Annotated in this window: 22 protein-coding genes; 19 read left to right on the forward strand and 3 right to left on the reverse strand. The window is 68.9% G+C overall.

Annotated features, from left to right (window positions below):
• Nucleotide 1: 1 nt before the first annotated feature.
• Nucleotides 2–430: a MarR family winged helix-turn-helix transcriptional regulator gene (locus PIGHUM_RS01420; RefSeq protein WP_124077460.1), complete on the reverse strand. Its 429-nt coding sequence runs from the start codon at nt 428–430 to the stop codon at nt 2–4.
• Nucleotides 431–534: 104 nt separating this feature from the next.
• Here PIGHUM_RS01420 and PIGHUM_RS01425 point away from each other — a divergent pair, with 104 nt between their 5' ends.
• Nucleotides 535–1371, forward strand: a complete 837-nt coding sequence (locus tag PIGHUM_RS01425; protein ID WP_160142096.1) for an alpha/beta fold hydrolase — start codon at nt 535–537, stop codon at nt 1369–1371.
• Nucleotides 1372–1389: 18 nt separating this feature from the next.
• Here PIGHUM_RS01425 and PIGHUM_RS01430 read toward each other — a convergent pair whose 3' ends face one another.
• Nucleotides 1390–2778, reverse strand: a complete 1389-nt coding sequence (locus tag PIGHUM_RS01430; protein WP_187697735.1) for an APC family permease — start codon at nt 2776–2778, stop codon at nt 1390–1392.
• Between the two features lie 195 nt (nt 2779–2973).
• Between PIGHUM_RS01430 and PIGHUM_RS01435 the strand changes: the two genes are divergently transcribed.
• The 12 genes from PIGHUM_RS01435 (at nt 2974) to PIGHUM_RS01490 (ending at nt 16211) form a co-directional block, all read left to right on the forward strand.
• The gene (locus PIGHUM_RS01435; RefSeq protein ID WP_124077463.1) at nt 2974–3960 is read left to right on the forward strand and encodes a Bug family tripartite tricarboxylate transporter substrate binding protein; all 987 of its coding nucleotides are present in this window, start codon (nt 2974–2976) and stop codon (nt 3958–3960) included.
• Between the two features lie 7 nt (nt 3961–3967).
• Nucleotides 3968–5530, forward strand: coding sequence for a sulfatase family protein (locus tag PIGHUM_RS01440; protein ID WP_124077464.1), 1563 nt, complete (start codon nt 3968–3970; stop codon nt 5528–5530).
• A 53-nt stretch (nt 5531–5583) separates the two neighbouring features.
• On the forward strand, nt 5584–6309 hold the full coding sequence (locus tag PIGHUM_RS01445) for a FadR/GntR family transcriptional regulator (RefSeq protein WP_124077465.1): 726 nt from the start codon (nt 5584–5586) through the stop codon (nt 6307–6309).
• Nucleotides 6306–7232 (forward strand): SMP-30/gluconolactonase/LRE family protein, encoded by a 927-nt coding sequence (locus tag PIGHUM_RS01450; RefSeq protein WP_124077466.1) that lies wholly within the window; start codon nt 6306–6308, stop codon nt 7230–7232. Before PIGHUM_RS01445 ends, PIGHUM_RS01450 begins: the two co-directional genes overlap by 4 nt.
• A gap of 10 nt (nt 7233–7242) precedes the next feature.
• Nucleotides 7243–8169: a YncE family protein gene (locus PIGHUM_RS01455; RefSeq protein ID WP_124077467.1), complete on the forward strand. Its 927-nt coding sequence runs from the start codon at nt 7243–7245 to the stop codon at nt 8167–8169.
• Between the two features lie 62 nt (nt 8170–8231).
• Complete coding sequence (locus tag PIGHUM_RS01460; protein WP_124077468.1) at nt 8232–9266, forward strand: 4-hydroxythreonine-4-phosphate dehydrogenase PdxA; 1035 nt, start codon at nt 8232–8234, stop codon at nt 9264–9266.
• Between the two features lie 16 nt (nt 9267–9282).
• Nucleotides 9283–10455, forward strand: coding sequence for an L-rhamnonate dehydratase (locus PIGHUM_RS01465; protein WP_124077469.1), 1173 nt, complete (start codon nt 9283–9285; stop codon nt 10453–10455).
• Nucleotides 10456–10459: 4 nt separating this feature from the next.
• The gene (araD1, locus tag PIGHUM_RS01470; RefSeq protein WP_124077470.1) at nt 10460–11449 is read left to right on the forward strand and encodes an AraD1 family protein; all 990 of its coding nucleotides are present in this window, start codon (nt 10460–10462) and stop codon (nt 11447–11449) included.
• 4 nt (nt 11450–11453) lie between these two features.
• Entirely contained in the window at nt 11454–12890 is a 1437-nt protein-coding gene (locus PIGHUM_RS01475; protein ID WP_124077471.1) for an aldehyde dehydrogenase family protein, read from the forward strand.
• A gap of 41 nt (nt 12891–12931) precedes the next feature.
• Nucleotides 12932–13912, forward strand: coding sequence for a Bug family tripartite tricarboxylate transporter substrate binding protein (locus tag PIGHUM_RS01480; protein ID WP_246012856.1), 981 nt, complete (start codon nt 12932–12934; stop codon nt 13910–13912).
• Between the two features lie 21 nt (nt 13913–13933).
• A complete protein-coding gene (locus tag PIGHUM_RS01485; protein WP_124077472.1) occupies nt 13934–15382 on the forward strand; it encodes a sulfatase family protein in 1449 nt (482 codons plus the stop codon).
• On the forward strand, nt 15372–16211 hold the full coding sequence (locus PIGHUM_RS01490; protein ID WP_246012857.1) for a cytochrome b561 domain-containing protein: 840 nt from the start codon (nt 15372–15374) through the stop codon (nt 16209–16211). Before PIGHUM_RS01485 ends, PIGHUM_RS01490 begins: the two co-directional genes overlap by 11 nt.
• 102 nt (nt 16212–16313) lie before the next feature.
• Here PIGHUM_RS01490 and PIGHUM_RS01495 read toward each other — a convergent pair whose 3' ends face one another.
• Nucleotides 16314–17249 carry an alpha/beta hydrolase gene (locus PIGHUM_RS01495; protein WP_124077473.1) on the reverse strand — a complete coding sequence of 312 codons (936 nt, stop codon included), beginning with the start codon at nt 17247–17249 and terminating at the stop codon, nt 16314–16316.
• Nucleotides 17250–17400: 151 nt separating this feature from the next.
• Here PIGHUM_RS01495 and PIGHUM_RS01500 point away from each other — a divergent pair, with 151 nt between their 5' ends.
• The 6 genes from PIGHUM_RS01500 to PIGHUM_RS01525 all read left to right on the forward strand — a co-directional run bounded on the left by PIGHUM_RS01500 (nt 17401) and on the right by PIGHUM_RS01525 (nt 22803).
• On the forward strand, nt 17401–18390 hold the full coding sequence (locus PIGHUM_RS01500) for a molybdopterin-binding protein (protein ID WP_124077474.1): 990 nt from the start codon (nt 17401–17403) through the stop codon (nt 18388–18390).
• 144 nt (nt 18391–18534) lie between these two features.
• Entirely contained in the window at nt 18535–19485 is a 951-nt protein-coding gene (locus tag PIGHUM_RS01505; protein WP_246012858.1) for a TauD/TfdA dioxygenase family protein, read from the forward strand.
• 5 nt (nt 19486–19490) lie between these two features.
• Complete coding sequence (locus tag PIGHUM_RS01510; RefSeq protein ID WP_124077475.1) at nt 19491–20648, forward strand: alpha-hydroxy acid oxidase; 1158 nt, start codon at nt 19491–19493, stop codon at nt 20646–20648.
• 42 nt (nt 20649–20690) lie between these two features.
• Nucleotides 20691–21479 carry a fumarylacetoacetate hydrolase family protein gene (locus PIGHUM_RS01515; protein ID WP_124077476.1) on the forward strand — a complete coding sequence of 263 codons (789 nt, stop codon included), beginning with the start codon at nt 20691–20693 and terminating at the stop codon, nt 21477–21479.
• Nucleotides 21472–21900, forward strand: a complete 429-nt coding sequence (locus tag PIGHUM_RS01520) for a nuclear transport factor 2 family protein (RefSeq protein ID WP_160142097.1) — start codon at nt 21472–21474, stop codon at nt 21898–21900. The genes PIGHUM_RS01515 and PIGHUM_RS01520 overlap by 8 nt, the downstream gene beginning before the upstream one ends.
• A gap of 69 nt (nt 21901–21969) precedes the next feature.
• Nucleotides 21970–22803, forward strand: coding sequence for a nitroreductase family protein (locus PIGHUM_RS01525; RefSeq protein ID WP_124077478.1), 834 nt, complete (start codon nt 21970–21972; stop codon nt 22801–22803).
• The last annotated feature ends 26 nt before the right edge of the window (nt 22804–22829 follow it).

The following is a 22829-nucleotide window of genomic DNA, read 5'->3' on the forward strand; positions in this document are numbered from 1 at the left end:
TTCATTCCTCGTCGAGGTTCGCCATCATCTTCACGCCTATGCGCAGGAACTCGGCCACTTCCTCGTCGGTCAGGCCCAGGCACGCCTCGCGGTAGACCTCCACCGCCGCGTCCGTCATCAGCGCGAGCATGGCGCGCCCATGGTCCGTCAGGGACACCAGGCGGCGGCGGCCATCGTTCTCGTCCGAGATCCGCTCGATCAGGCCGTTCTTCTCCATTCGCACGAGCGTCGCCGCCATGGAGGGCTGCTCGACCCCCACCATCCGCGCCAGCTCCATCTGCGTCGACACCTTCACGTCGCGCAGGCAGCGCAGCACGGGAAACTGGCCCGGCATGACGCCATGGGGAGCGGTCAGCTGCGCCAGGTGCCAGACGATGCGGCGATTGAGCGCGCCGACGACGAAACCCAGGCTTTGCGTGCGTATGTTCATCGAAAAAAAACCAGCAGCGGGAGCGGGGAAGGTAGCACATGCCCGCGCCTGTCGGCCCGGGCGCTCGCACAACTGCTAGGATTCCTGCCAGGGAGGAAAACGGAATGACCAAGACCGTGATCCGCGGGGCCGAATTGCATTACGACGTGGTGGGAAGCTCGGGCGCATGGATCGCCTTGTCGCCGGGCGGCCGCCGGGGGTCGGGCGAACTGCTGCCGCTCGCGCAATCGCTCGCCCGGGCCGGCTACCGGGTGCTGCTGCACGACCGCCGCAATTGCGGCCTTTCGCCGGTCTCGTTCGCCGACGACGATTCGGAGTTCGCCGTATGGGCCGACGACCTGTACGAACTGCTGCGCGGCCTCGGGATCGATCGCGCAATCGTGGGCGGCTTTTCATCCGGCTGCCGCATGTCGCTATTGCTGGCGCTCAAGCACCCGGAAACCGTCCGCGCGCTGCTGCTGATGCGGGTGACGGGGGGCGCCTTCGCGGCAAACCTGCTGGCGCGCAAATACTACGGCTCCTACATCGAGCTGGCCCGCGCGGGCGGCATGGCGGCGGTCTGCGCCGATCCCCACTTCGCCGGCATGATCGCCGCGGATGCCCGCAACCGGGACACCCTGATGCGCCTGCCCACGCAGCGCTTCATCCAGACCATGGAACGCTGGCGCGCCTCGCTGGAAGCCGGCGCCCACATGCCGGCGCTGGGCGTCGATGCCGACGATCTGAAGCGCCTGGACATGCCGGCCGGCGTCATCCCCGGCAACGACGCCATCCATCCGCTGCAGGTCGGGCGCAACGTCGCCGAGCTGTTGCGCCAGGGCACGCTGCTCGATCCGGGCCTCGTCCAACAGGATGCCGAGTTCATCGATATGGACGCCTGGTGCGGCCGCGAGACACTGGCGCGGACCTTGATCGATTACCTGGAGCAAGCCTGCAAATAGCAGCTATCGGGCAGGCCGTCACTCCAATTCTTCCGGATCCATCCGCGCCATGCCGCGCCCGCCGGCAAGCAGCGTCACGCCCCACATCACCACGCCCAGCGCGAGCAGCCAGCCCGCGACTTCGTACTGGATGGGGTCGCGCCCCGTGAGCGGCGTCACCAGGAACAGGCAGGTCACCGCCCCCAGCGCGGCAACGATGCCGTTGGTGCGGAAGTGCGGGTGCGCAACCCGGTCGCGCCGCAGCACCAGCACGGCGACATTGACGCAGGTGAACACGCCCAGCAGCAACAGCGCCGTCGTGCCGCCCAGGGCGCGGATGGCTTCGGAATCGGTGCCCGCCGTTACCAGCACGATCAGCCCGACGGCGAGCGCAGTGGTGAACAGAATGGCGACCCACGGCGTCTGGGTGCGGGCATGGACCCTGGCCAGGAAGCCCGGCAGCACGCCCTGGCGCGACATGCCGTAGAGCAGCCGGCTCGCCATCATCATGTTGATCAGCGCCGAGTTGGCCACCGCGAACATCGAGATGATGGGCATGATGGTCTCCATGGGCAGCCCCGGCGCCGCGCGCTCGACCACCAGCACCAGCGGCGTCGCGCTGGACGCCAGTTCGCCCACCGGGATGAGCGCGACCGCGCAGATCGACACCAGCACGTAGATCACCGCCGTCAGGCCCAGGCCGCCCAGCAGCACCTTGGGGAAGATGCGGTGCGGCTGGTGGGTTTCCTCGGCCATGTTGACCGAATCCTCGAACCCCACCATGGCGAAGAAGGCCAGCGCGGTCGCCGAAGTAATGGCGAGGAAGACGCTCTTGTCTTCGGGCGTGTCGAAGGCCACGACCCGCGAAAAATCCGCCTGCCCCTGGCCGACCGCGTAGAAGCCGAGCACGATCACCATCACCAGGCCGCTCAGCTCGACCAGCGTCAGCACCACATTTGCCTTCACGCTCTCGGAGACGCCGCGCAAGTTGACCAGCATCACCAGCGCCATGAAGCCCACCGCGCCCAGCATCACCCACCCCGGTCCGGCATCGACGCCCAGGGCGGCGAACAGATTGGCGGCAAAGGCCTGGGATGCGGTCGATGCCGAGGTCAGGCCCGAGCACATCACGGTGAAGCAGACGATGAAGGTGAAGAAGTGCACGTTAAACGCCTTGTGCACGTAGAGCGCGGCTCCGGCGGCGCGCGGGTACTTGGTGACCAGTTCGAGATACGACAGCGCCGTCATCATGGCCACGATGAACGCGGCGAGGAACGGCGCCCACGCGGCCCCGCCCACTTCCTTGGCGACCTGGCCGGTGAGGGCATAGATGCCGGTGCCCAGGATGTCGCCGATGATGAACAGCAGGAGCAGCTTGGGACCCATTACCCGCTTGAGCGGGGTGGACTCCTGGGCGGGTGCAGTCATTGTCATTCTCCGCGAGCGCGTGCCGGATGCGCGATGCAACCATTCTAGGTTCCGCCCATGGGCACGAAACGTTGCCGATGCAACGAAACGTCTCCTCTGCCACGGCCTCTGGTTAACCCCTATCTTCCCGGATTTGCCCAACTGGTCTACTATTCAGACCAGTAGACCAGAACATCACTCGGAGACGTCCGCACCATGCTCGCCAGATCCGCTCCCTTCCACCGCCGCGCCGCGGCCTTGCTCGCCGCGTGCGCCGCGCTCTGGGCCGGCGCCGCCTCCGCCGACGACTATCCGCAGCAGCCCATCAAGCTGCTGGTGCCTTCGGTGCCCGGCAGCGCCCCTGACGTGTTTGCCCGCATCCTGGCCGAGCCGCTATCGGCCGGGCTGGGCCAGCGGGTCGTGGTCGAGAACAAACCCGGCGCCGGCGGGCTGATCGCGATGGAAACGCTCGCCAAGGCCCAACCCGACGGCTACATGCTGGCGATCGCCCACGACGGCAACATGGCGATCAACACCATCGTGTACAAGCAGCTGCCCTACCGCCCGCTGCAGGATTTCTCGCCGGTATCGCTGCTGGGCTTCAACGAATTCGTCCTGGCCGCCAACCCCGCGCTCGGCGTGCGGAACTACGCGCAATTCATTGCCCATGCGCGCGCGCAGGACGGCAAGGCGACGTACGGATCGGCGGGTGTGGGTTCGCCCAATCACCTGTTCATGGAACAACTGATGCAGGCGGCCGGCATCCGGCTCGCGCACGTGCCGTACAAGGGCGGACCGGCCGCGATGCAGGATCTGCTGGGCGGCCAGATCGATTTCATGCTGGTGGGACTGTCTCCCGCCCTGCCCCATATCCAGAGCGGCAAACTGGCGGCGGTGGCGGTGCCGCAATCGGCCCGCTCGCGCATGCTGCCCGGCACGCCTACCGTGGGCGAATCCGTGCCCGGGTTCGCGACGCGGACCTGGTTCGGCCTGTACGGGCCGGCCAAACTGCCGGCCCGCATCGTCGACCGGCTCAACCAGCAGGTCCGGCAGGCGCTCGGCGATCCCAAGGTGCGCGAACGCATCGCGGCCCAGGGCATGGTGGCCGAAGCCGGCGCGCCGGCGGCACTGGCGGCCATGGCCGAAGAAGACATCCGCCGCTACCGGCAGCTGGCCGCCGCCATCGACCTGCAAGCCAATTGACGCCCGCATGACACGTCCGAACTTCCTCGTCTTCATGACCGACCAGCAGCGCGCCGACCACCTCGGCTGCTATGGCAACGCGCACGTACGCACGCCCCATATCGACGGCCTGGCGGCGCGCGGCACGGTCTTCGACCGGTGCTACGTCGCCTCCCCGGCGTGCATGCCGAACCGGTCGGCCATCATGACCGGACGCATGCCGATCGCCGCCGGCGCCCGCATGAACGGCGTGCCCCTGCCGCTGGACAGCCGGACCTTCGTGGACGTGCTGCGCGATGCGGGCTGGCGCACCGCGCTGATCGGCAAGAGCCACCTGCAGAACATGACGGACAACGCGCCCGCCTGGCGCAACGGCCTGGACCGGGCGCCTGACCAGGCGCGCCGGAACGGACGCGACGACCCGGCCTACGAGCAGGAATCCATCGCGCGCTGGCGCGATCCCGGCCACGCCGTGCGCACGCCCTACTACGGCTTCGACCACGTCGAGCTGTGCCTGGAGCACGGCGACGAGGTCGGCGGCGACTATCAGCGCTGGCTGGAACGCGAGCACCCGGGCGCGGATGCCTTGCGAGGCTCCGCCCACGCGCTGCCCGGCGGCTCGGCCGCGCCGCAGGCATGGCGCACGGCGCTGCCGGAGCGGCTCTATCCGAGCGCCTTCATCGGCGAACGCACCTGCGCATGGCTGGAGCAGCATGCCGCGGACCGCGCGGCGCCTTTCTTCCTGCAATGCTCGTTTCCCGATCCGCACCACCCGTTCACGCCGCCCGGCGGGTACTGGGACATGTACCGGCCGGAAGACGTCGCGCTGCCGCCGTCGTGCGGCCCGGCGCGCGCGGACGACGTGCCGCTCAAGCGCGCGCTGCACGAGGAACTCGCCCAGGGCCGCCGTCCCGCGGGCGGCAGCCGGATGATCGCCGTGACCCCGCAGGAAGCGCGCGCCGCCATCGCGCTGAACTACGGCTCGATCTCCTGCATCGACGACGTGATCGGCACGGTGCTGGCCAGGCTCGACGCGCTGGACCTGGCCGGCGACACCGTCGTGCTGTTCCTGAGCGACCACGGCGACTTCATGGGCGACCACGGGCTGCTGTTCAAGGGGCCGCTGCACTACCAGAGCCTGGTGCGCATGCCGTTCATCTGGGCCGACCCCCAGGCGCCCCGGGCGCAGCGCCGTCCGGACCTGGCCAGTGCCATCGACATCGCCCCGACCATCCTGGCGCGCGCCGGGCTGGCGGCGCCGCATGGCGTACAGGGCCACGACCTCGCCCCCGGCGCGCCGGATGCGCCCGCATCCCGTTGCGCCGCGCTGGTCGAGGAAGAAGGCCACCGCCCCATGCCCGGTTCCGGCCTGCCCAAAGTCCGCACCGTCGTCACCCAGGACTGGCGCCTGTCGGTGCACGCCTTCGAAACATGGGGCGAACTCTACGACCTGCGCGCCGATCCGCACGAAACCGTCAACCTCTGGGACGACCCGGGCAGCGCCGCGACGAAATCGGCGCTGCTGTGGGAACTGGCCCGCTCCATGGCGCGGCACGCGGACGACTGCCCGCTGCCGACGCGCATGGCCTAGGAGATGGTTATGCTTAGCTCGTCAGGAGCCTCGTAGCGATGGGAATTTCAAGCATGCAAATCATCTCTCGCATCCCCGGCGACAGCCCCAACATCACCCGCCGGACCGTACGCGACCAGATCAGCGACAAGCTCGCCTACATGATCCATTCCGGCCTGCTGCGCCCCGGCGACGAACTGCCGTCCGAGCGCGAACTAGCCACCACGCTGGGCGTATCGCGCGAAACCGTGCGCGCCGCCATCAGCATGCTGCAGGCCTGGCGCATGCTGGAAGTCAGCCAGGGCGCGCGTACGCGCGTGCTGGGACCCGGCTCGGTAGGCGTGCACGATTCGGTCAGCATCCTGCGCGACCTGGGCGAGCGTTCGGTGGAAGAGGTGGCCGAGGCCCGCGCCGCCGTGGAGCTGCAGGTCATCCGGCTGGCGGCGCGCCGCATCACGCCTGCGCAACTGAACCGCCTGGACGACCTGCTGGCCGACCAGGCCGCAATGATGGACGACCCGGTTCGCTTCCAGATATCGGACCAGGAGTTCCACGAAGTCCTGTACCGCGCCTGCGGCAACGCCCTGCTGGCCGACGTGGTGTTCGACTTCTACGGCTACGCGCTGGAACACCGCCGCAACGCCCTGCGCCGGCCGGGCGCGATTTCCCATAGCGTGGCCGACCACCGCGCCATCGTCGCCGCGCTCAAGAGCAGCGACCCCGAGGCCGCGGTCGCCGCCATGCAGCAGCACCTCGAACAAGTCCACCGCACCACGCTCCAGGAAATGGACGCGCCATGAACCCCTCGCCTCCCGTCATCCTCGATCCGCGCGCCGAAGGACTGTTCGCCGCCGGCGCCCGCCTGGAGCGGCTCCATACCGGCGCGGCATGGAGCGAAGGGCCGGCCTGGCTCGCCCACGCCGAGACCCTGGTCTGGAGCGACATTCCCAACAACCGCATGCTGGCATGGAGCGAGCGCGAAGGCGGCCGGGTCTGGCGCGAGCGGGCCGAGTTCACCAACGGCCATGCCTGCGCGGCCGACGGCGCGCTGCTGCATTGTTCGCACGGCTTGCGCGCGATCGTGCGCACCCGCTTCGATGCGCAGGGCCGCGCGCTGCCCGACGAAGTGCTGGTCGACCGCTACCAGGGCCGCCGGCTGAACTCGCCCAACGACCTGGTCGTCAAGCGCGACGGCACCATCTGGTTCACCGACCCGCCCTACGGCATCCTGTCCGACCGCGAGGGACACCGCGCGCCATCGGAACTGCGCGCCAACTACGTGTTCCGCTTCGACCCGCGCGACGGCTCCCTCGACGTCGTCAGCGACTTCCCCGAAGAGCCCAACGGCCTGGCCTTCTCGCCCGGCGAAGACATCCTGTACGTGACCGACACGTCGGCGGCGCTGCGCAGCGACGGCGGCGGCCATCACCACATCGTCGCCTTCGACGTGGTGTCCGGCCGCACGCTGGCTCGTCCCCGCGTGTTCGCCGTGGTGGAGCCGGGCCTGGCCGACGGCCTGCGCGTGGACGAACGCGGCTGGATCTACACCAGCAGCGAAGACAGCGTACAGGTCTACCACCCCGACGGCACGCGGCTGGCCCGCATCCCCGTCCCCGAGAAGGTCGGCAACCTCGCCTTCGGCGGGGCGGCGCGCGACCAGCTCTACATCTGCGCGAGCACCTCGCTGTACCGCATCCCGCTAAATACCCGAGGCAATTCCTGAGAGCAACGCCATGAGCCAAGAAATCCTGCTGCTGGTCGAAAAGTGTTCCCACTGCATCAGCTGGTACGACCCTGAATCGGGCGAGCGCCTGCGCACCCTGCCGCTGCCCGATTTCCCCCACGAGTTCGTGGTCGACGCCGCCGAGCGCTATGCCTACGTCGGCCACTACGGCGTGGAAACTTCCGGCCACGTCGGCCCGGGGGGTTCCGCCATCCTGCAAATCGATATTGCTGCGGCCAAACTGGTACGGTCCATAGACCTGTACCCGTTCAACCGCATCCACGGCATGCAGATGGACCGCGCCGGCCGGCTCTATGCGCTGAGCGAGGAGAAAAGCACGCTGCTCGTGCTGGAGGACCCGGCCAGCGACAACGCGCCGCGGCGCGCCGTGCCCTCGGGCGGCATCAAGAGCCACCTGTTCGCGCTCGCGGCGGACGGGCAGACCGCGTTCAGCATGAACCTGCTCAGCCACACCGTCACCCGGCTCAGGCCGTGGGAGCCGCTGCACCAGCCGCAGGCCTGCCACCCCGGGCTCAAGCCCGAAGGCTGCTGCCTGAGCGAGGACGAACGCACGCTCTACGTCAGCAATCGCTGGAGCAATACGCTCTCAGCCATCGACACCGCCACGATGACGGTGCGCGAAACGCGTCCGTCGCGCGACGACGCTACGCGCATCTACCGCATCGGCCGCCGCCTGCTCGTCACCAATTACGGCGACCGCAGCATCTCCGTCGTGGACCCCGTTACGCTGGAAGAGACCGGCTACGTGAAGATGGACGCCCGGGCCATCGCGCTGTCGGTGCACCCGACCCGGCCCATCGCCTACGTCTCGCAGGACGACGACCGCGTAGGCGTGCTGAACCTGGAGACCCTCCGCTTCGACCGCTACATCGCCACGCAGCGCGAGCCCGACGTCTCGCGCATCGTGCACGCCTGAGCCGCGCCTTCCTCCTCATGACCCTGCCGGCGGCAGCGCCGGCCCAACGCTTCGACAACGACATGGACACTTCCGCACTTCCCGTGGTCGCCCTCACCCTTGGCGATCCCGCCGGCATCGGCCCCGAACTCATCGCCCGGCTGCTCGCGCGGCCCGAAACCACCCGCGCGGCCAACGTCGTGCTGGTCGGCGATCCCTGGCTATGGGAGGCCGGGCAGCGCGTGGCCGGCCTGCGCAGCGCCACCCGCCCGGTATCCGGCTTCGCGGAAGTCCGCGAGCGCGCGGACACCGGCGTGCCGGCCATGCTGGCCGTCGATACCGTCGCCGAATCGGCCGTCACGGTAGGCCGAGCCGAGGCCGCCGGCGGCCGCTCGGTGCTGGCGGTGCTGGACCGCTGCATGAGCGCGGCCACGGCCGGCGAGATCGACGCGATCTGCTTCGCCCCGCTCAACAAGCACGCGATGAAGCTGGGCGGCCTGCGCCACGAGGACGAACTGCACCACTTCGCCGAGTACCTGGGCGTGACCGGCTACTTCTGCGAGTTCAACACGCTGGGCACGCTGTGGACCTCGCGCATTTCCTCGCACATACCGATCAAGGACATCCCGCTGTACATCGACAAGCAGCGCATCAAGGAAGCCACGCGCCTGATCCACCGCTCGCTGCTGGCCAGCGGCGTGGCGGCGCCGCGCGTGGCGGTGGCGGCGCTCAACCCGCACGGCGGCGACGGCGGCACCTGCGGCCGCGAAGAGGTCGAGATCATCGGGCCGGCCGTGCGCGAACTGGCCGAGGAAGGCCTGACCGTCGAAGGCCCCTACCCGGCCGACACCATCTTCCTGAAGGCGCGCGACGGGCAGCTCGACGCCATCGTCACCATGTATCACGACCAGGGACAGATCGCCATCAAGCTGATGGGCTTCTCCAAGGGCGTGACCGTGCAGGGCGGCATGCCCATCCCCATCACCACGCCGGCGCACGGCACCGCCTACGACATCGCCGGCCAGGGCCGCGCCGACGTCAACGCGATGGCCAACGCCTTTTCCATCGCCTGCCGCATGGGGCTGAGCCAGCGCCGCCCGGCCGCCCCCGCACGCTAACCACCGAGACCACACCATGAAAATCCGTTCCGTACGCGCCCGCGTTTTCGAATGGCAGGGCAAGACCGTCCCGCCCCAGGCCAACTTCTGCTCCAACGCCATGGATGCCCTCTACGACCGGGGCGATTCCATGCACACCTTCCGTTTCCACGGCTGGACCGTGGTAGAAGTGGAAACCGACGACGGCATCGTCGGGCTGGGCAACGTCGCGCTGGCGCCGCGCATCGCCAAGGCCATCATCGACCAGTACCTGGCGCCGCTGGTGATCGGCCAGGACCCGTGGGACTACGAATACCTCTGGCAGCGCATGTACCGCTCCACCCTGGCCTGGGGCCGCAAGGGCGTCGCCATGGCCGCGATCTCGGCCATCGACATCGCCATCTGGGACATCCTGGGCAAGTCGGCGAACAAGCCCGTGTTCAAGCTGCTGGGCGGCCGCACCAAGGAACGCATTCCCTGCTACTACTCCAAGCTCTACCGGGGCGACCTGGCCGCCATGCAGGAAGAAGCCGCCAAGTTTCTCAAGCAGGGCTTCACGGCCTTCAAGATGCGCTTCGGCTACGGCCCCAGCCACGGCACGCGCGGCGTGGCCGAGAACCTGAAATCGGTCGAGGCCGTCCGCGAGGTGATCGGCTACGAGAACGATCTCATGCTCGAGTGCTACATGGGCTGGGACCTGGACTATGCCCGCCGCATGCTGCCCAAGCTGGAGAAATTCGAGCCGCGCTGGCTGGAAGAACCGGTGATCGCCGACGACGTCGACGGCTATGCGGAACTGTCGCGCCTGAGCAGCATTCCCATCTCGGGCGGCGAGCACGAGTTCACGCTGCACGGCTTCCGGCAGCTGCTGGACAAGCGGGCCGTCTCGGTCGTGCAGTACGACACCAACCGCGTGGGCGGCATCACCGCCGCGCACAAGATCAATGCGCTGTGCGAAGCGCACTCGATTCCCGTGATCCCGCATGCCGGCCAGATGCACAACTACCACCTGACCATGAGCACGCTGGCCTCGCCCATGAGCGAATACTTCCCGCAGTTCGACGTGGAAGTCGGCAACGAACTTTTCTACTACGTGTTCAAGGGCGAACCCCAGGCTCAGGACGGCTTCCTGCAGCTCGATGACGACGTGCCCGGCTTAGGGCTGACGCTGAACACCGACTACCTCGATCAATTCCAGATCATCGAGTAACGACATGCGCATCATTCAATTCAAACAGGATGGCCGGACCTGCGTCGGCCGGGTGATCGACCACGACCAGGTCGAACTCGTGGCCGCCGACGACGGCGTCTACGGCCTCGCGCTGCAGGCGATCGCGGAGAACGCCGCGCTGCCGGCCTTGATCGAACGCCGGGCCACGGGCACGCGCGTGGACTACCAGGCGCTGGTGGACGAGCGGCGCCTGCTGCCGCCGCTGACCCATCCGGACCCCGCCCACCTGCTGGTATCCGGCACCGGCCTGACCCACTTGGGCAGCGCCGCCTCGCGCAACGCCATGCATGCCAAGATCGCGCAAGATCCGGCGCCGTCCGATTCGATGAAGATGTTCAAGCTCGGCGTGGAAGGCGGCAAGCCCGCGGCGGGCGCCGCCGGCGTGCAGCCCGAGTGGTTCTACAAGGGCGACGGCGGCATCGTGGTCGCGCCCGAGGCCGACTTCCCGGTGCCGGGCTTCGCGCAGGACGCCGGCGAAGAGCCCGAGCTGGCCGGCGTGTACGTGATCGATCCCCAGGGGCGGCCGCGCCGCATCGGGTTTGCCATCGGCAACGAGTTCTCGGACCACGTGACCGAGCGCTTCAACTATCTGTGGCTGGCGCATTCCAAGCTGCGCCCGTGCGCATTCGGCCCCGAACTGCTGCTGGGCGAGGCGCCCGCCGACCTGCAGGGCACCAGCCGCATCGTGCGCGCGGAAGACACCCTGTGGGAACAGCCCTTCGCCACGGGAGAGGCGAACATGAGCCACACGCTGGCCAACCTGGAGCATCACCACTTCAAGTACGCGCAGTTCCGCCGGCCCGGCGACGCGCACGTGCATTTCTTCGGCACCGCCACGCTCAGCTTCGCGGACCAGGTCCAGACCCGCGACGGCGACCGCTTCGAAATCTCGCTGCAAGGGTTCGGCCGTCCGCTGCGCAACACCGTGCGCTACCAGCCGGACGCCGGCCTGGCCCAGGCGGAGGGACTCTAGCGCCATGACCCGCCATCATCACTACATAGGCGGCGAATGGGTCGCCGGCTGCGCCGAGGCGCCCAACGTCAACCCCTCCGACACCTCGGACATCGTCGGCCTCTACGCCCAGGCCGACGCGGCGCTGGCGCGCCAGGCCATCGCCGCGGCCGCGCAGGCATCGCCGGCCTGGGCCGCGTCCACGCCGCAACAGCGCTTCGACGTGCTCGATGCGGTCGGCGCCGAGCTGCTGGCGCGCCGGCAGGAGCTGGGCGAACTGCTGGCCCGCGAGGAGGGCAAGACCTTGCCCGAAGCCATCGGCGAGGTCGCGCGCGCCGGGATGATCTTCAAGTTCTTCGCGGGCGAGGCGCTGCGCACGCCGGGAGACCTGCTGCCTTCGGTCCGGCCCGGCGTGGGCGTGGAAGTGTTCCGCCAGCCGGTCGGCGTGGTCGGGCTGATCACGCCGTGGAATTTCCCGATCGCCATTCCGGCCTGGAAGATCGCCCCGGCACTCGCCTATGGCAATTGCGTGGTCTTCAAGCCCGCCGACCTGGTGCCCGGCAGCGCCTGGCATCTGGCCGAAATCCTGTCGCGCACGGCGCTGCCCAAAGGCGCGTTCAACCTCGTCATGGGCCCCGGTTCGGAAGTGGGCCAGACCCTGGTGGAGCATCCCGACGTGCGGGCGATCAGCTTCACGGGATCGGTGGCCACGGGCCGCCGCATCATCGCCGCGGCGGCCGCGCGCGGCGCCAAGGTCCAATGCGAGATGGGCGGCAAGAACCCGCTGGTCGTGCTGGACGACGCCAATCTCGCCCAGGCCGTGGAAGTGGCCGCGCAAGGCGCCTACTTCTCGACCGGCCAGCGCTGCACGGCATCGAGCAAATTGATCGTGACCGACGGCGTGCACGACCGCTTCGTCGACGCGCTGCGCGCCCGCCTGGAAGGCTTGAAGATCGGCCATGCGCTGCGGGCCGGCATCGACATCGGACCGGTGGTGGATGCGCGCCAGCTCGCCGGCAACCTGGCGCACCTGGAAACGGCCCGCGCCGAAGGCGCCGGCGCCATCTGGGGCGGCGAAGCCGTGGCGCGCGACACCGAAGGCTACTTCCAGCTGCCGGCCCTGGTGGCGCAGACCACGCCCGAAATGGCGGTGAACCGGCAGGAGATCTTTGGCCCCGTGGCCAGCGTGCTGCGCGCGCGGGACTACGACCATGCGCTGCACCTGGCCAACGATACCGAGTTCGGCCTGGCCGCGGGCATCTGCACCACCTCGCTCAAGCACGCCACGCATTTCCGCCTGCACGCGCAGGCCGGCATGGTGATGGTCAACCTGCCGACCGCCGGCGTCGACTACCACGTGCCGTTCGGCGGCACCAAGGCGTCGTCGTACGGGCCGCGCGAACAGGGCCGCCACGCCGCCGAGTTCTATACCACCGTCAAGACCGCGTACCTGCAAAGCTGAACATCCGTCCCCCGACTACCCGGGAACACCAGGAGACAACCATGCAACGCCATTTTCTTCGCCACGCCGCGCTCGTCCTGTCGGGCATGCTCTGCGGACTGCCCGCCCACGCCGACGACGCATTTCCCAGCCAGCCCGTACGCATCATCGTCGGCTCGGAAGCCGGAAGCGCTCCCGACGTGCTGGCGCGCGTCCTCGGCAAGGACCTGGGCACGCTGCTGGGCCAGGCCGTCATCGTCGAGAACCGCGCCGGCGCCACCGGCACGATAGGCGCGGCGGCCGTGGCGGGCGCCCAGCCCGACGGCTACACCCTCTTGATGGGCACCGTGTCCAACATCGCGCTGGCGCCCTCTTTCTATCCCATCAAGTACAAGCCCACCACCAGCTTCACCCCCATCAGCATGGTGGCTTCGGTGCCGCTGGTGCTGGTGGCCTCGCCCGCCACCGGCATCGCCAGCATCGACCAATTGCGCGCCAAACTGAAGGATCCAGCCGCCGCCGCATCGTTCAGCTACTCCTCTCCGGGGGTGGGCGGTCCGCAGCACCTGGCCGGGGTGCTGCTGGGCAAGGAAATGCATGCGACCATGCTGCACGTGCCCTACAAGAGCGGCGGCGCGGCGCTGACCGCCGTGGCCGGCGGCGAGACCCAGATCGGCTTCGCCGGCATCGCCGCCGCCATCGGCCTGGTGCAGGCCAAGCGCGTCACCCCGCTGTTCGTCACCGCCGGCACGCGCTTCCCGCAATTCCCGGACGTCCCTTCGGCGCCCGAAGCCGGCCTGCCCGGCCTGGAAGTGGACAACTGGCACGCGCTGTTCGCGCCGGCCGGCCTGCCCGCGCCGGTGCGCGCCAAGCTGGAGGCCGCCGTCAACAAGGTGCTGCAGTCTGCCGAAGTCAGGAAGCAATTCGAATCGCTGGGCGCGATGCCCGCCGGCGGCAGCGGCGAACAACTGGCGCAGAAAGTGGCCGCCGAGACCGCGCGCTGGACGCAGATCGTCGAAAGCAGCGGCATCAAGTCCCAGTGATCGCCCGATGAGAGACCAACCATGGAACCGATGAACCTGCTGATCATCATGGACGACGAGCACAACAAGAAAGTGCTCGGCTACAACGGCCATCCGATGGTCAAGACCCCCAACCTCGACAAGCTGGCCGCGCGCGCGACCTCGTTCGAGGCCGCCTATTCCAGTTCGCCCATCTGCGTACCGGCGCGCGCCGCGTTCGCCACCGGCCGGCCGGTGTACGAGACCGGCTATTGGGACAACGCCATCGCCTACGACGGGCGCGTGCGCAGCTGGGCGCACGAGCTGCGCGACGCCGGCCGCCGGGCCGTCTCGATCGGCAAGCTGCACTACACCGGCGACGACATCGACGGCGGCTTCACCGAGCAGATCATTCCCATGCACATCGAGGCCGGCGTGGGCGACCTGTACGGCCTGGTGCGCGACCCCTTGCCCATCCGCCACCAGTCCGCCGACCTGGCCAAGAGCATCGGCCCCGGCGAAAGCAGCTATACGCGCTACGACCGCGACATCACCGACAGGACGGTCGCCTGGCTGCACGAGCAGGGCGGCCGCGCGCAGGACAGGCCCTGGGTGCTGTTCTCCTCGTTCATCGCCCCGCATTCGCCGCTGATCGCCCCGCCCGAGTTCTATGCGATGTACGACCCGGCCGCCATCCCGCTTCCCAAGCGCGCCGCCGGCCCGCTGCATCCGTGGATCCAGGCCTGGAACGACTGCTACCGCTTCGACTCGCACTTCGAGAGCGATGCGCAGCGGCGCATCGCCATCGCCTCGTACTTCGGGCTGTGCTCCTTCCTGGACCACAACGTGGGACGCATCCTGCACGCGCTCGAAACCAGCGGACTCGCCGGCAACACGCGCGTGATCTTCCTGTCGGACCATGGCGACAATCTCGGCTCGCGCTCGCTATGGGGCAAATCCACCATGTACGAGGAATCCGCCGGCATCCCCATGCTCGCCGCCGGGCCCGGCCTGCCGGCGGGCAAGAAGGTGCGCACGCCGGTCTCCCACCTCGACTGTTATCCCACCGTGATGCAGACCGCCGGCCTGGAGACGCCGGCCGGCCTGGCCGGACGCTCGCTGTTCGACATCGCGCGCGAGCCGGACGACGCCCACCGCACCATCCTCAGCGAATACCATGCCGCCGGCTCGGTCAGCGCGGCCTACATGCTCAGGCGCGGCCGCCACAAATACATCCACTACACCGGCTATGCGCCCGAACTGTTCGACCTCGAGCGGGATCCGGAAGAACTGGACGACCTGGCGGGCCGCCCGGAAAGCCGCCCCCTGCTGGACGGGTTCGAGGCGCACCTGCGCACGCTGTGCGACCCCGAGGCGGTGGACCGCCAGGCCAAGCGCGACCAGGCCGAGATGATCGCCCGGCATGGCGGCACGGAGGCCATCCTCAAGCGCGGCGGCAGCAGCTATACGCCCATACCGGGGGAAGAGGTCAAGCTGCTCAATGACGACTGAACCGCTCCCCTGCCGGAACCGCCTGGGCCGCGGCCCGCTGCTGCCGCCGGCCCGCGTGCTGGCCGGCGCAGCGGCGGCGCTGGCCGTGCTGGCGGCGTGGCTGCTATGGCGGCGCCACGACGTGCTGGCCTGGCTGTGGCTGCCCCTGGAGGCCGGCAGGCCGCACCGCATCGATCCGGCCCAGGCCTGGCACGCCCGCGCGATGGTGCTGGCGTGGGCGGTCATGATTCCGCTGGGCGTGCTCGCCGCCCGCTTCTTCAAGATCACGCCGCGCCAGCCCTGGCCCGCCGTGCTGGACAACAAATGGTGGTGGCGCGCGCACCTGGCCCTGCAACTGGGCGGCATCGCGCTGACGCTGGCCGCAGTGGCGCTGGTCTGGCAGGACGCCGGATCCGCCGCGGGCTGGGCACGCGCGCATCGCCTGCTGGCCTGGCTGGTCTGCGCCCTGGCGGCGGTGCAGGCGCTCGGCGGCATGCTGCGCGGCTCCAAGGGCGGCGGCACGCCCGACGAACGCGGCGACCACTACGACATGACGCCGCGCAGGTTCCTGTTCGAACGCGCGCACAAATCCTGCGGCTATCTGGCGATGGCGGTGGCCATGGCCGCCATCGCCACCGGCCTGGTCCACGTCAACGCGCCCCGCTGGATGGCGGTCTTCATCGCGCTGTGGACGCTGGCCTGGCTCGCCGCGTTCGCCTGGCTGCAGCGGCGCGGCTGGTGCATCGACACCTACCAGGCGATCTGGGGACCGGACCCGCGCCATCCGGGCAACCGGATGCCGGTGGTGGGGCCGGGGGTCCGGCGGATCGGGGCGGCGCAGGATCGGTAAATCAGGACGGCAACCGGGGTTTGAGGAGATTCAGGTTGGCCGGCAATATTGCACGGCAGGAAAAGAGCATGTCGGAATGCTGACTGGAATCATCCCAGAGGGCTAACCCTCATTCGGAGGACAGAGGCGGCAATGCCGTCCCGACATGCGGGTCGGCCCCCCGCACCCCCCGATCATCTCCAGCGTGGCCCGCGCCAGCGCGCTGTCGGCCTTGGCCAGTTCGCACAACAGGTCGAAGTGGTTGCAGTGCCCGGCCTCGACGCGCCGCACGGCGAGCCCGGCCGCGCGGCACATGGCTTCGTAGGCGGCGGTCTGGCGCTTGAAGCCTTCGGTTTCCAGGCCGCCCACCGAGACGATCATGCCTAGCGAGGGGCGAGGCGCCAGGAACAGTGGGCTCAGGCGCTGCGCCTGCTCTTCGTGCAGCCGCAGCCATTCGTTGACGTTGATCCCGCACAGCGGCCGCAAGTCGAACAGGCCGCTCATGGCCAGCACGCCCTTGATCGCGTCGGCCGGCAAACGGTACTTGTCCTGCCAGTCCTGGGCGGCGAGCATGCCGGCCAGGTGGCCGCCCGCCGAACTGCCGCCCACGTAGATGCGCTCGCGGTCCAGGCCGTATTGCGCGGCATGGTGGTAGATCCACGCCACCGCGCTGCGCACTTCGCGCACCGCTTCGGCCAGCGTGGCCTCGGGCAGCAGCGTGTATTCCACCGGCGCCACCGCCACCCCGGCGGCGTTGAATACGGGCGCCATGACGGGCGCGTCTTCCTTGGTCTGGGAACGCCAGTAGCCGCCGTGGATGAAAACGAACACCGGCGCCGGCCGCGCGGCCGCGGCGGGCAGGAACAGGTCGAGCCGCTCGGCCGCTCCCATGCCGTACTGGATGTCGCACACCGCCGCGCAGCGCTCGCGCGCGGCCCGCGCCAGGTCGGCGTATTCGCGCACGCAGGCGTCGAAGTCGGGCACCGAGGCGCGCGCGTTGTACTGGACGGCGCGTTCGGCCAGGTCGGGAAAGAACAGCTCGGGCGGCAGGAAAGACATGCGTGAAAACTCCTTGGAAACGGCCCGTGGCGCGGGCGGCGGTCCCCGGCCGTGGCAAGCGGGAAGAATATCGCGTCCGGCCGCATGTTTTCCCAGGAGCAGCCTTCGTCATATACTTCCATGCATAACGAAACTCGAAAAAGGGAAGAGAATGAACTACTCCATGCTGGCCAAGTTCGGCACCGCCGCCCTGCTGGCCGCCGTGCTGACCGCCTGTGGCGGCGACGGCGCCATCCACGAGAACGAGACGGCTCCCAGCATCTCGCTGGGCGGCGATCTCGAGCACGCCGCCTCCTTTACCGTCGACGACCTGAAAACGCGCACGGCCGTCACGCAGACGGTCACCTACACCAGCGGCAACGGCTCGCAGACGCGCACCTACACCGGCGCGAACCTGTGGTCGCTGCTGGAGGACGCCGGCATCAAGACCGACCCCGCCTACAAGAACGACGTATTGCGCAAGTACATCGTGGTCGGTTCGTCCGACGGCTATCGGGTCGTGTTCTCGGCCGGCGAGCTCAAGCCGGACATGGGCAATCGCGCCAGCATCGTCGCCTATGCCGAAACGCGCGACGGCAAGTCCGGTCCGCTTTCCGATACCGACGGCCCCTTCCGCGTCACCTCGCCGGGAGACGTCAAGGGCGGCCGCTACGCGTCGATGGCCACCAGCGTCGAACTCAAGTCGCCGGTTTCCAAGCAGACCGGCATCGGCGGCGGCCTGTCGCCCACCTTCACCATCTCGGGCCAGGTGCAGCAGCCGCTCACCCTCGACCTGGCCGCGCTGCAGGCCGAACCCGCGGTCACGCGCACCCAGGGGGCCGGCAACGAATACAAGGGCGTGGACCTCTGGTACCTGCTCAACGACGTCGCCGGCCTGAAGACCGCCCCCGGCGCGAAGAACCCGACCCTGGGCATGTACGTGCTCGCCACCGGCAGCGACGGCTACCAGGCCCTGATTTCGATGGCCGAGATCGACCCGGCCTTCGGCGGCGGCAACAGCCTGGTGGCCTATGCCGTCAATGACCAACTGCTCGACATCAACGGCATGGCGCGCCTGGTCGTGCCGGGCGACGGCCGGGCCAGCCGCTCGGTGTCCAACCTGGTCAACCTGGAAGTGTTCGCGCTGTCCGACGGCAAGTAGCGGCCGGTCCCGCCGCCCAGCGCACGGCTGGGCGGCTTGGCGCGCGATGGCACATGGCGGCGCGGTCCAGCGCCGCTTTGTTTCCTGAGAAGAAATAACAAGTTTGCGCCTGGCTGGTGCCCAAACCGGCCGGGGATGCCTACCATGGCGGCATCGTTCAGCAAGGACCGCATTGCCATGATGGAAATCGTACCCACCGGCCGCATACTCGGCGCCACGGTGCACGGACTGGATCTCTCCCGGCCGCTCTCCGAGGAAGACTTCGCGGCTCTGCTGGGCGCGCTGGGCGCGCACGGCGTGCTGAAGATTCCCGGCCAGGCCATCGCGCCGGCTCAGTTGAAAGCCTTCTCCAGCCGGTTCGGCGGCCTGCAGCGCACGGTGTCGAGCTTCAACGAACCCGGCCTGCCGGAAGTCAGTATTCTTTCCAATATCGTCGAGAACGGCAAAGCCATAGGCATCGCCGACGCGGGCCAGGACTGGCATACCGACATGTCCTACAACCGGACGGTCGGCTTCGTGAACGTGCTGCATGCGCTCAAAGTGCCGCGCCGCGACGGGCGGGCGCTGGGCTCGACCAGCTTCGCCAATATGCACGCGGCCTATGAAGACCTGCCCGCGGAGATCAAACTCAGGCTCGCCCACGCCACCGCGCTGCACGACTTCAACAAGTTCTGGGAGAACATGCGCGCCCGGCCCGGCAGCGAACGTCCGCCGCTGTCGCCCGAGCAGCGCGCCAAGCGTCCGCCGTCGGTGCACCCGGTTTTCCTGACCCACCCGATCACCGGCCGCAAGGTGCTGTACTGCAATCCGGGCTATGCGCTGCGCATCAACGAACTCGAACCGGCCGACAGCGACGAAATACTGGAATTCCTGTTCGCCCACCAGTTGCAGCCCAAGTATCAGTACACCCATGAATGGGCCGAGCACGACGTATTGATGTGGGACCACATCGGCACGCTGCACAACGCCTGGCCGGACTACCTGCCGCACGAGCACCGGCTGATCAAGCGCTGCCAGGTGCTGGCCGACCGCATCTTCGATCCCGCCTTCCTGCCGCAGCCGCTGCGGCAGGCGCGCGACGCCGCGCGGGCCTGAACGCAATGGGCCTCTTCCAGCACGCCATCGCGCGCGCCCAGTCCATCGACGAGCTGCGCCTGGCCGCGCGCCGGCGCCTGCCGAGATTCGTATTCGACTTCTTCGATGGCGGCTCCGAAAGCGAACTGACCCTATCGGCCAACCGCCAGGCCTTCGAACGCGTGCGGCTGCTGCCGCACGTGCTGGTGGACGTGGCCGAGGTTTCCACGGCCTGCACGATCCTGGGCGCGCCGGCGGACTACCCGCTGGCGATCGCGCCCACCGGCGGCGTGGGCTACGGCCGCCAGGGCGGCGACCTGGCCATTGCCAAGGCCGCGGCACGCCACGGCATTCCCTACACCCTGTCCACCAGTGCCACCGCATCCATCGAAGAGATCGCGCGCGAGGCGCCGGGCCGGCTGTGGTTCCAGGCCTACGTGCTGAAGAACCGGGATTTCTTCCACAAGCTGATCGAGCGTGCCCGCGCCGCCGACTACGAGGCGCTGGTCATCACCGTGGACCTGCCGGTGGGCGGCAAGCGCGAGCGCGACGTGCGCAACGGTTTTCGCACGCCGTTCAAGATCACGCCGCGCTGCTTCGCCGACGTCGCCCTGCACCCGCGCTGGGCGCTCGCCCTGCTGCGCCACGGCATGCCCGTGAACCAGAACCTGGTCGGCCTGCAGCGCGACGTCACGACGGTCCGCGGCGTCGCTTCGGCGGTGGGCCGCAACTACGATCCCTCGTTCGATTGGGACCGCCTGGCCCAGGTGCGCGATCGCTGGCCGCGCAAGCTCATCGTCAAGGGGGTGCTGCGCGGCGACGATGCCGACCGGCTGGTGCGCCTGGGCGCGGACGCGGTGGTGGTCTCCAACCACGGCGGCCGCCAGCTCGACGGCGCCAGCGCCACGCTGGATGCGCTGCCAGGCGTCGTGCGGGCCGTGGCCGGGCGCATCCCGGTCTGGCTGGACGGCGGCGTGCGCCGCGGCGTGGACATCGTCAAGGCGCGCGCGCTGGGCGCGCAAGGCGTGCTGGTCGGGCGGGCCACGCTCTATGGCGCGGTCGCGGGCGGCGATGCCGGCGCGGAACGCGCCTTGCAGATATTGACCGAGGAACTGGTGCGCGCGATGAAGCTATGCGGCGTCGCCCGGGTCGAGGATATCGACGCGAACCTGTTGCAACCGTAAACCCGCTCCCTGCACGGGAGCGATCTTGGCGAGTAGAAGAATATGCGTTGGGTGAGATATACGGACGGCGCGGGCACGCACTACGGCCAGCTCGAAGGCGAGCGGATCCGCCGCGTGACGGGTTCGCCGTTCGAAGGCTACGCGGCGACGGAGGACTGGACCACGCTCGGCGCGGTGCGGCTGGAGGTCCCGGTGATCCCCCGCACTTTTTATTGCGCCGGGCTGAACTATGCCGAGCACGCCATCGAGGCGGCGCGCAAGCGCGGCCAGGAGCCCCGGCTTCCCGAACAGGCGGACATCGGCTACCGCGCCAACAATGCGCTGGTGCCCCACGGCCATGACGTCGTGATCCCGCCGGATGCCCGCACCATCCACTACGAAGGGGAACTGGTCGTCGTGATCGGCAGGCAGGCCCGCCATCTGACGCCCGCCAACGCGCTCGATTGCGTGCTGGGCTACACCATCGGCAACGACGTCAGCGAGCGCAACTGGCAGCGTTCCGACCGCACGCTGTGGCGCGCCAAGAATTCCGACACCTTCAAGCCCATGGGGCCGTGGATAGAGACCGATTTCGATCCTGCCGGCGCACGCACGCAAGTGCGCGTCAATGGCCGGACCGCCATCGATTTCCCCACCGCCGCCATGATCTTCGATGTCCCGGCGTTCCTGTGCGCCATGAGCCGCTATCTGACGCTCTACCCCGGCGACGTGGTCTGGATGGGCACCGACGGGCAATCCCCCGACCTGCATGCGGGCGACGTCGTGGAGATCGAGATCACCGGGCTGGGCACGCTGCGCAATACCTTCGTCCAAGGACAACGCGATGCATGACTTCGATAACGCGGCCGCCGTCATCGGCTGCCAGCAGACCATCCACCGGTTCTATGCCGCGCTGGACGCCTCGGACTTCGACACCGTGGCGGCCTGCATGACGGGCGACGGCTACTGGCCTCGCCAAGGCCGCGAACTGCGCGGTCCGGAACAGGTGCGCGCCGCCCTGGCCGACCGCCCGATCGGCCGCACCACCGCCCATCTGGTGCAGAATCTCGTCGTCGACGTGCAAGGGCCGGGCGACGCCATCGCGCGCTTCATGACGCTGGTCTACCGCGTCGATCTGCCCGCCGCGGCCGCCGGTCCTGCGCCGCTTCCCGCGCCCTTGTCGATCTCGGCCCATGAAGAACACCTGCGCCGCAGCGGCGACGGCCAATGGCTGATCGCCAAGAAAAGCGCACGGCGGATATTCGGCGGCTGACCGGTTTTTCTCCCTATTCGATTGCGCGTATCGTCTGGCCTCATTGCTTCTTTCTCACGTCCGAACTTCATGACTTCCCCCGACTCCCAACGCATCGCCGAACTCTGGGCCGGGCGCTACGGCAGCGCCGCCGCCGTGCCGCAGGCCATCACGCCCACGCTGGAAGGGCTGCTGCAACACCGCTCCGTGCGCGCCTACGCGCCGCGCGCGCTGCCCGCCGACACCGCCGCATCGATGGTGGCCGCGGCCCAATCGGCATCGTCCTCTTCCACCCTGCAGGCCTGGAGCGTGGTCGCCGTCGAGGACGCCGGGCGCAAGGCGCGCCTGGCCGAACTCGTCGGCGACCAGCGCCATGTGCGCGAATGCCCGCTGTTCCTGGTCTGGCTGGCCGACCTGGCGCGGCTGGACGAAATCGGCGCGCGGCGCGAACTCGCGCGCGACAGCCTGGATTATCTGGAGATGTACACCGTGGGCGTGATCGACGCGGCCCTGGCAGCGCAGAACGCCGCGGTCGCCGCCGAGGCCATGGGCCTGGGCATCGTCTACATCGGCGGCATCCGCGACCAGCCCGAAGCGGTGGCCGCCGAACTGGGCCTGCCTCCACGCGTCTTTGCGGCATTCGGCATGTGCGTCGGCTATCCGGATCCGGAGCGTCCCGCCTCGGTCAAGCCGCGCCTGCCGCAAACCGCCGTGCTGCATCGGGAAACCTACGACGCCGCAGCCGGCGAACCCGCGGTGCAGGCCTACAACGCCACCATGTCCGCGTTCTATGGCGAGCAAGGCATGAAGACCCAGGGCACCTGGGACACCCATTCGGTGCACCGCGTGCGCGGTCCCGCCGCCATGAAGGGACGCGATCGGCTGACCGAGGCGCTGCATGCGCTGGGCTTTCCGCTGAAGTAGGACTTGCTGCCGGCCGCGGCCGGCCT

It is taken from the genome of Pigmentiphaga humi, assembly GCF_900606115.1.
Lineage (GTDB): Bacteria > Pseudomonadota > Gammaproteobacteria > Burkholderiales > Burkholderiaceae_B > Pigmentiphaga > Pigmentiphaga humi.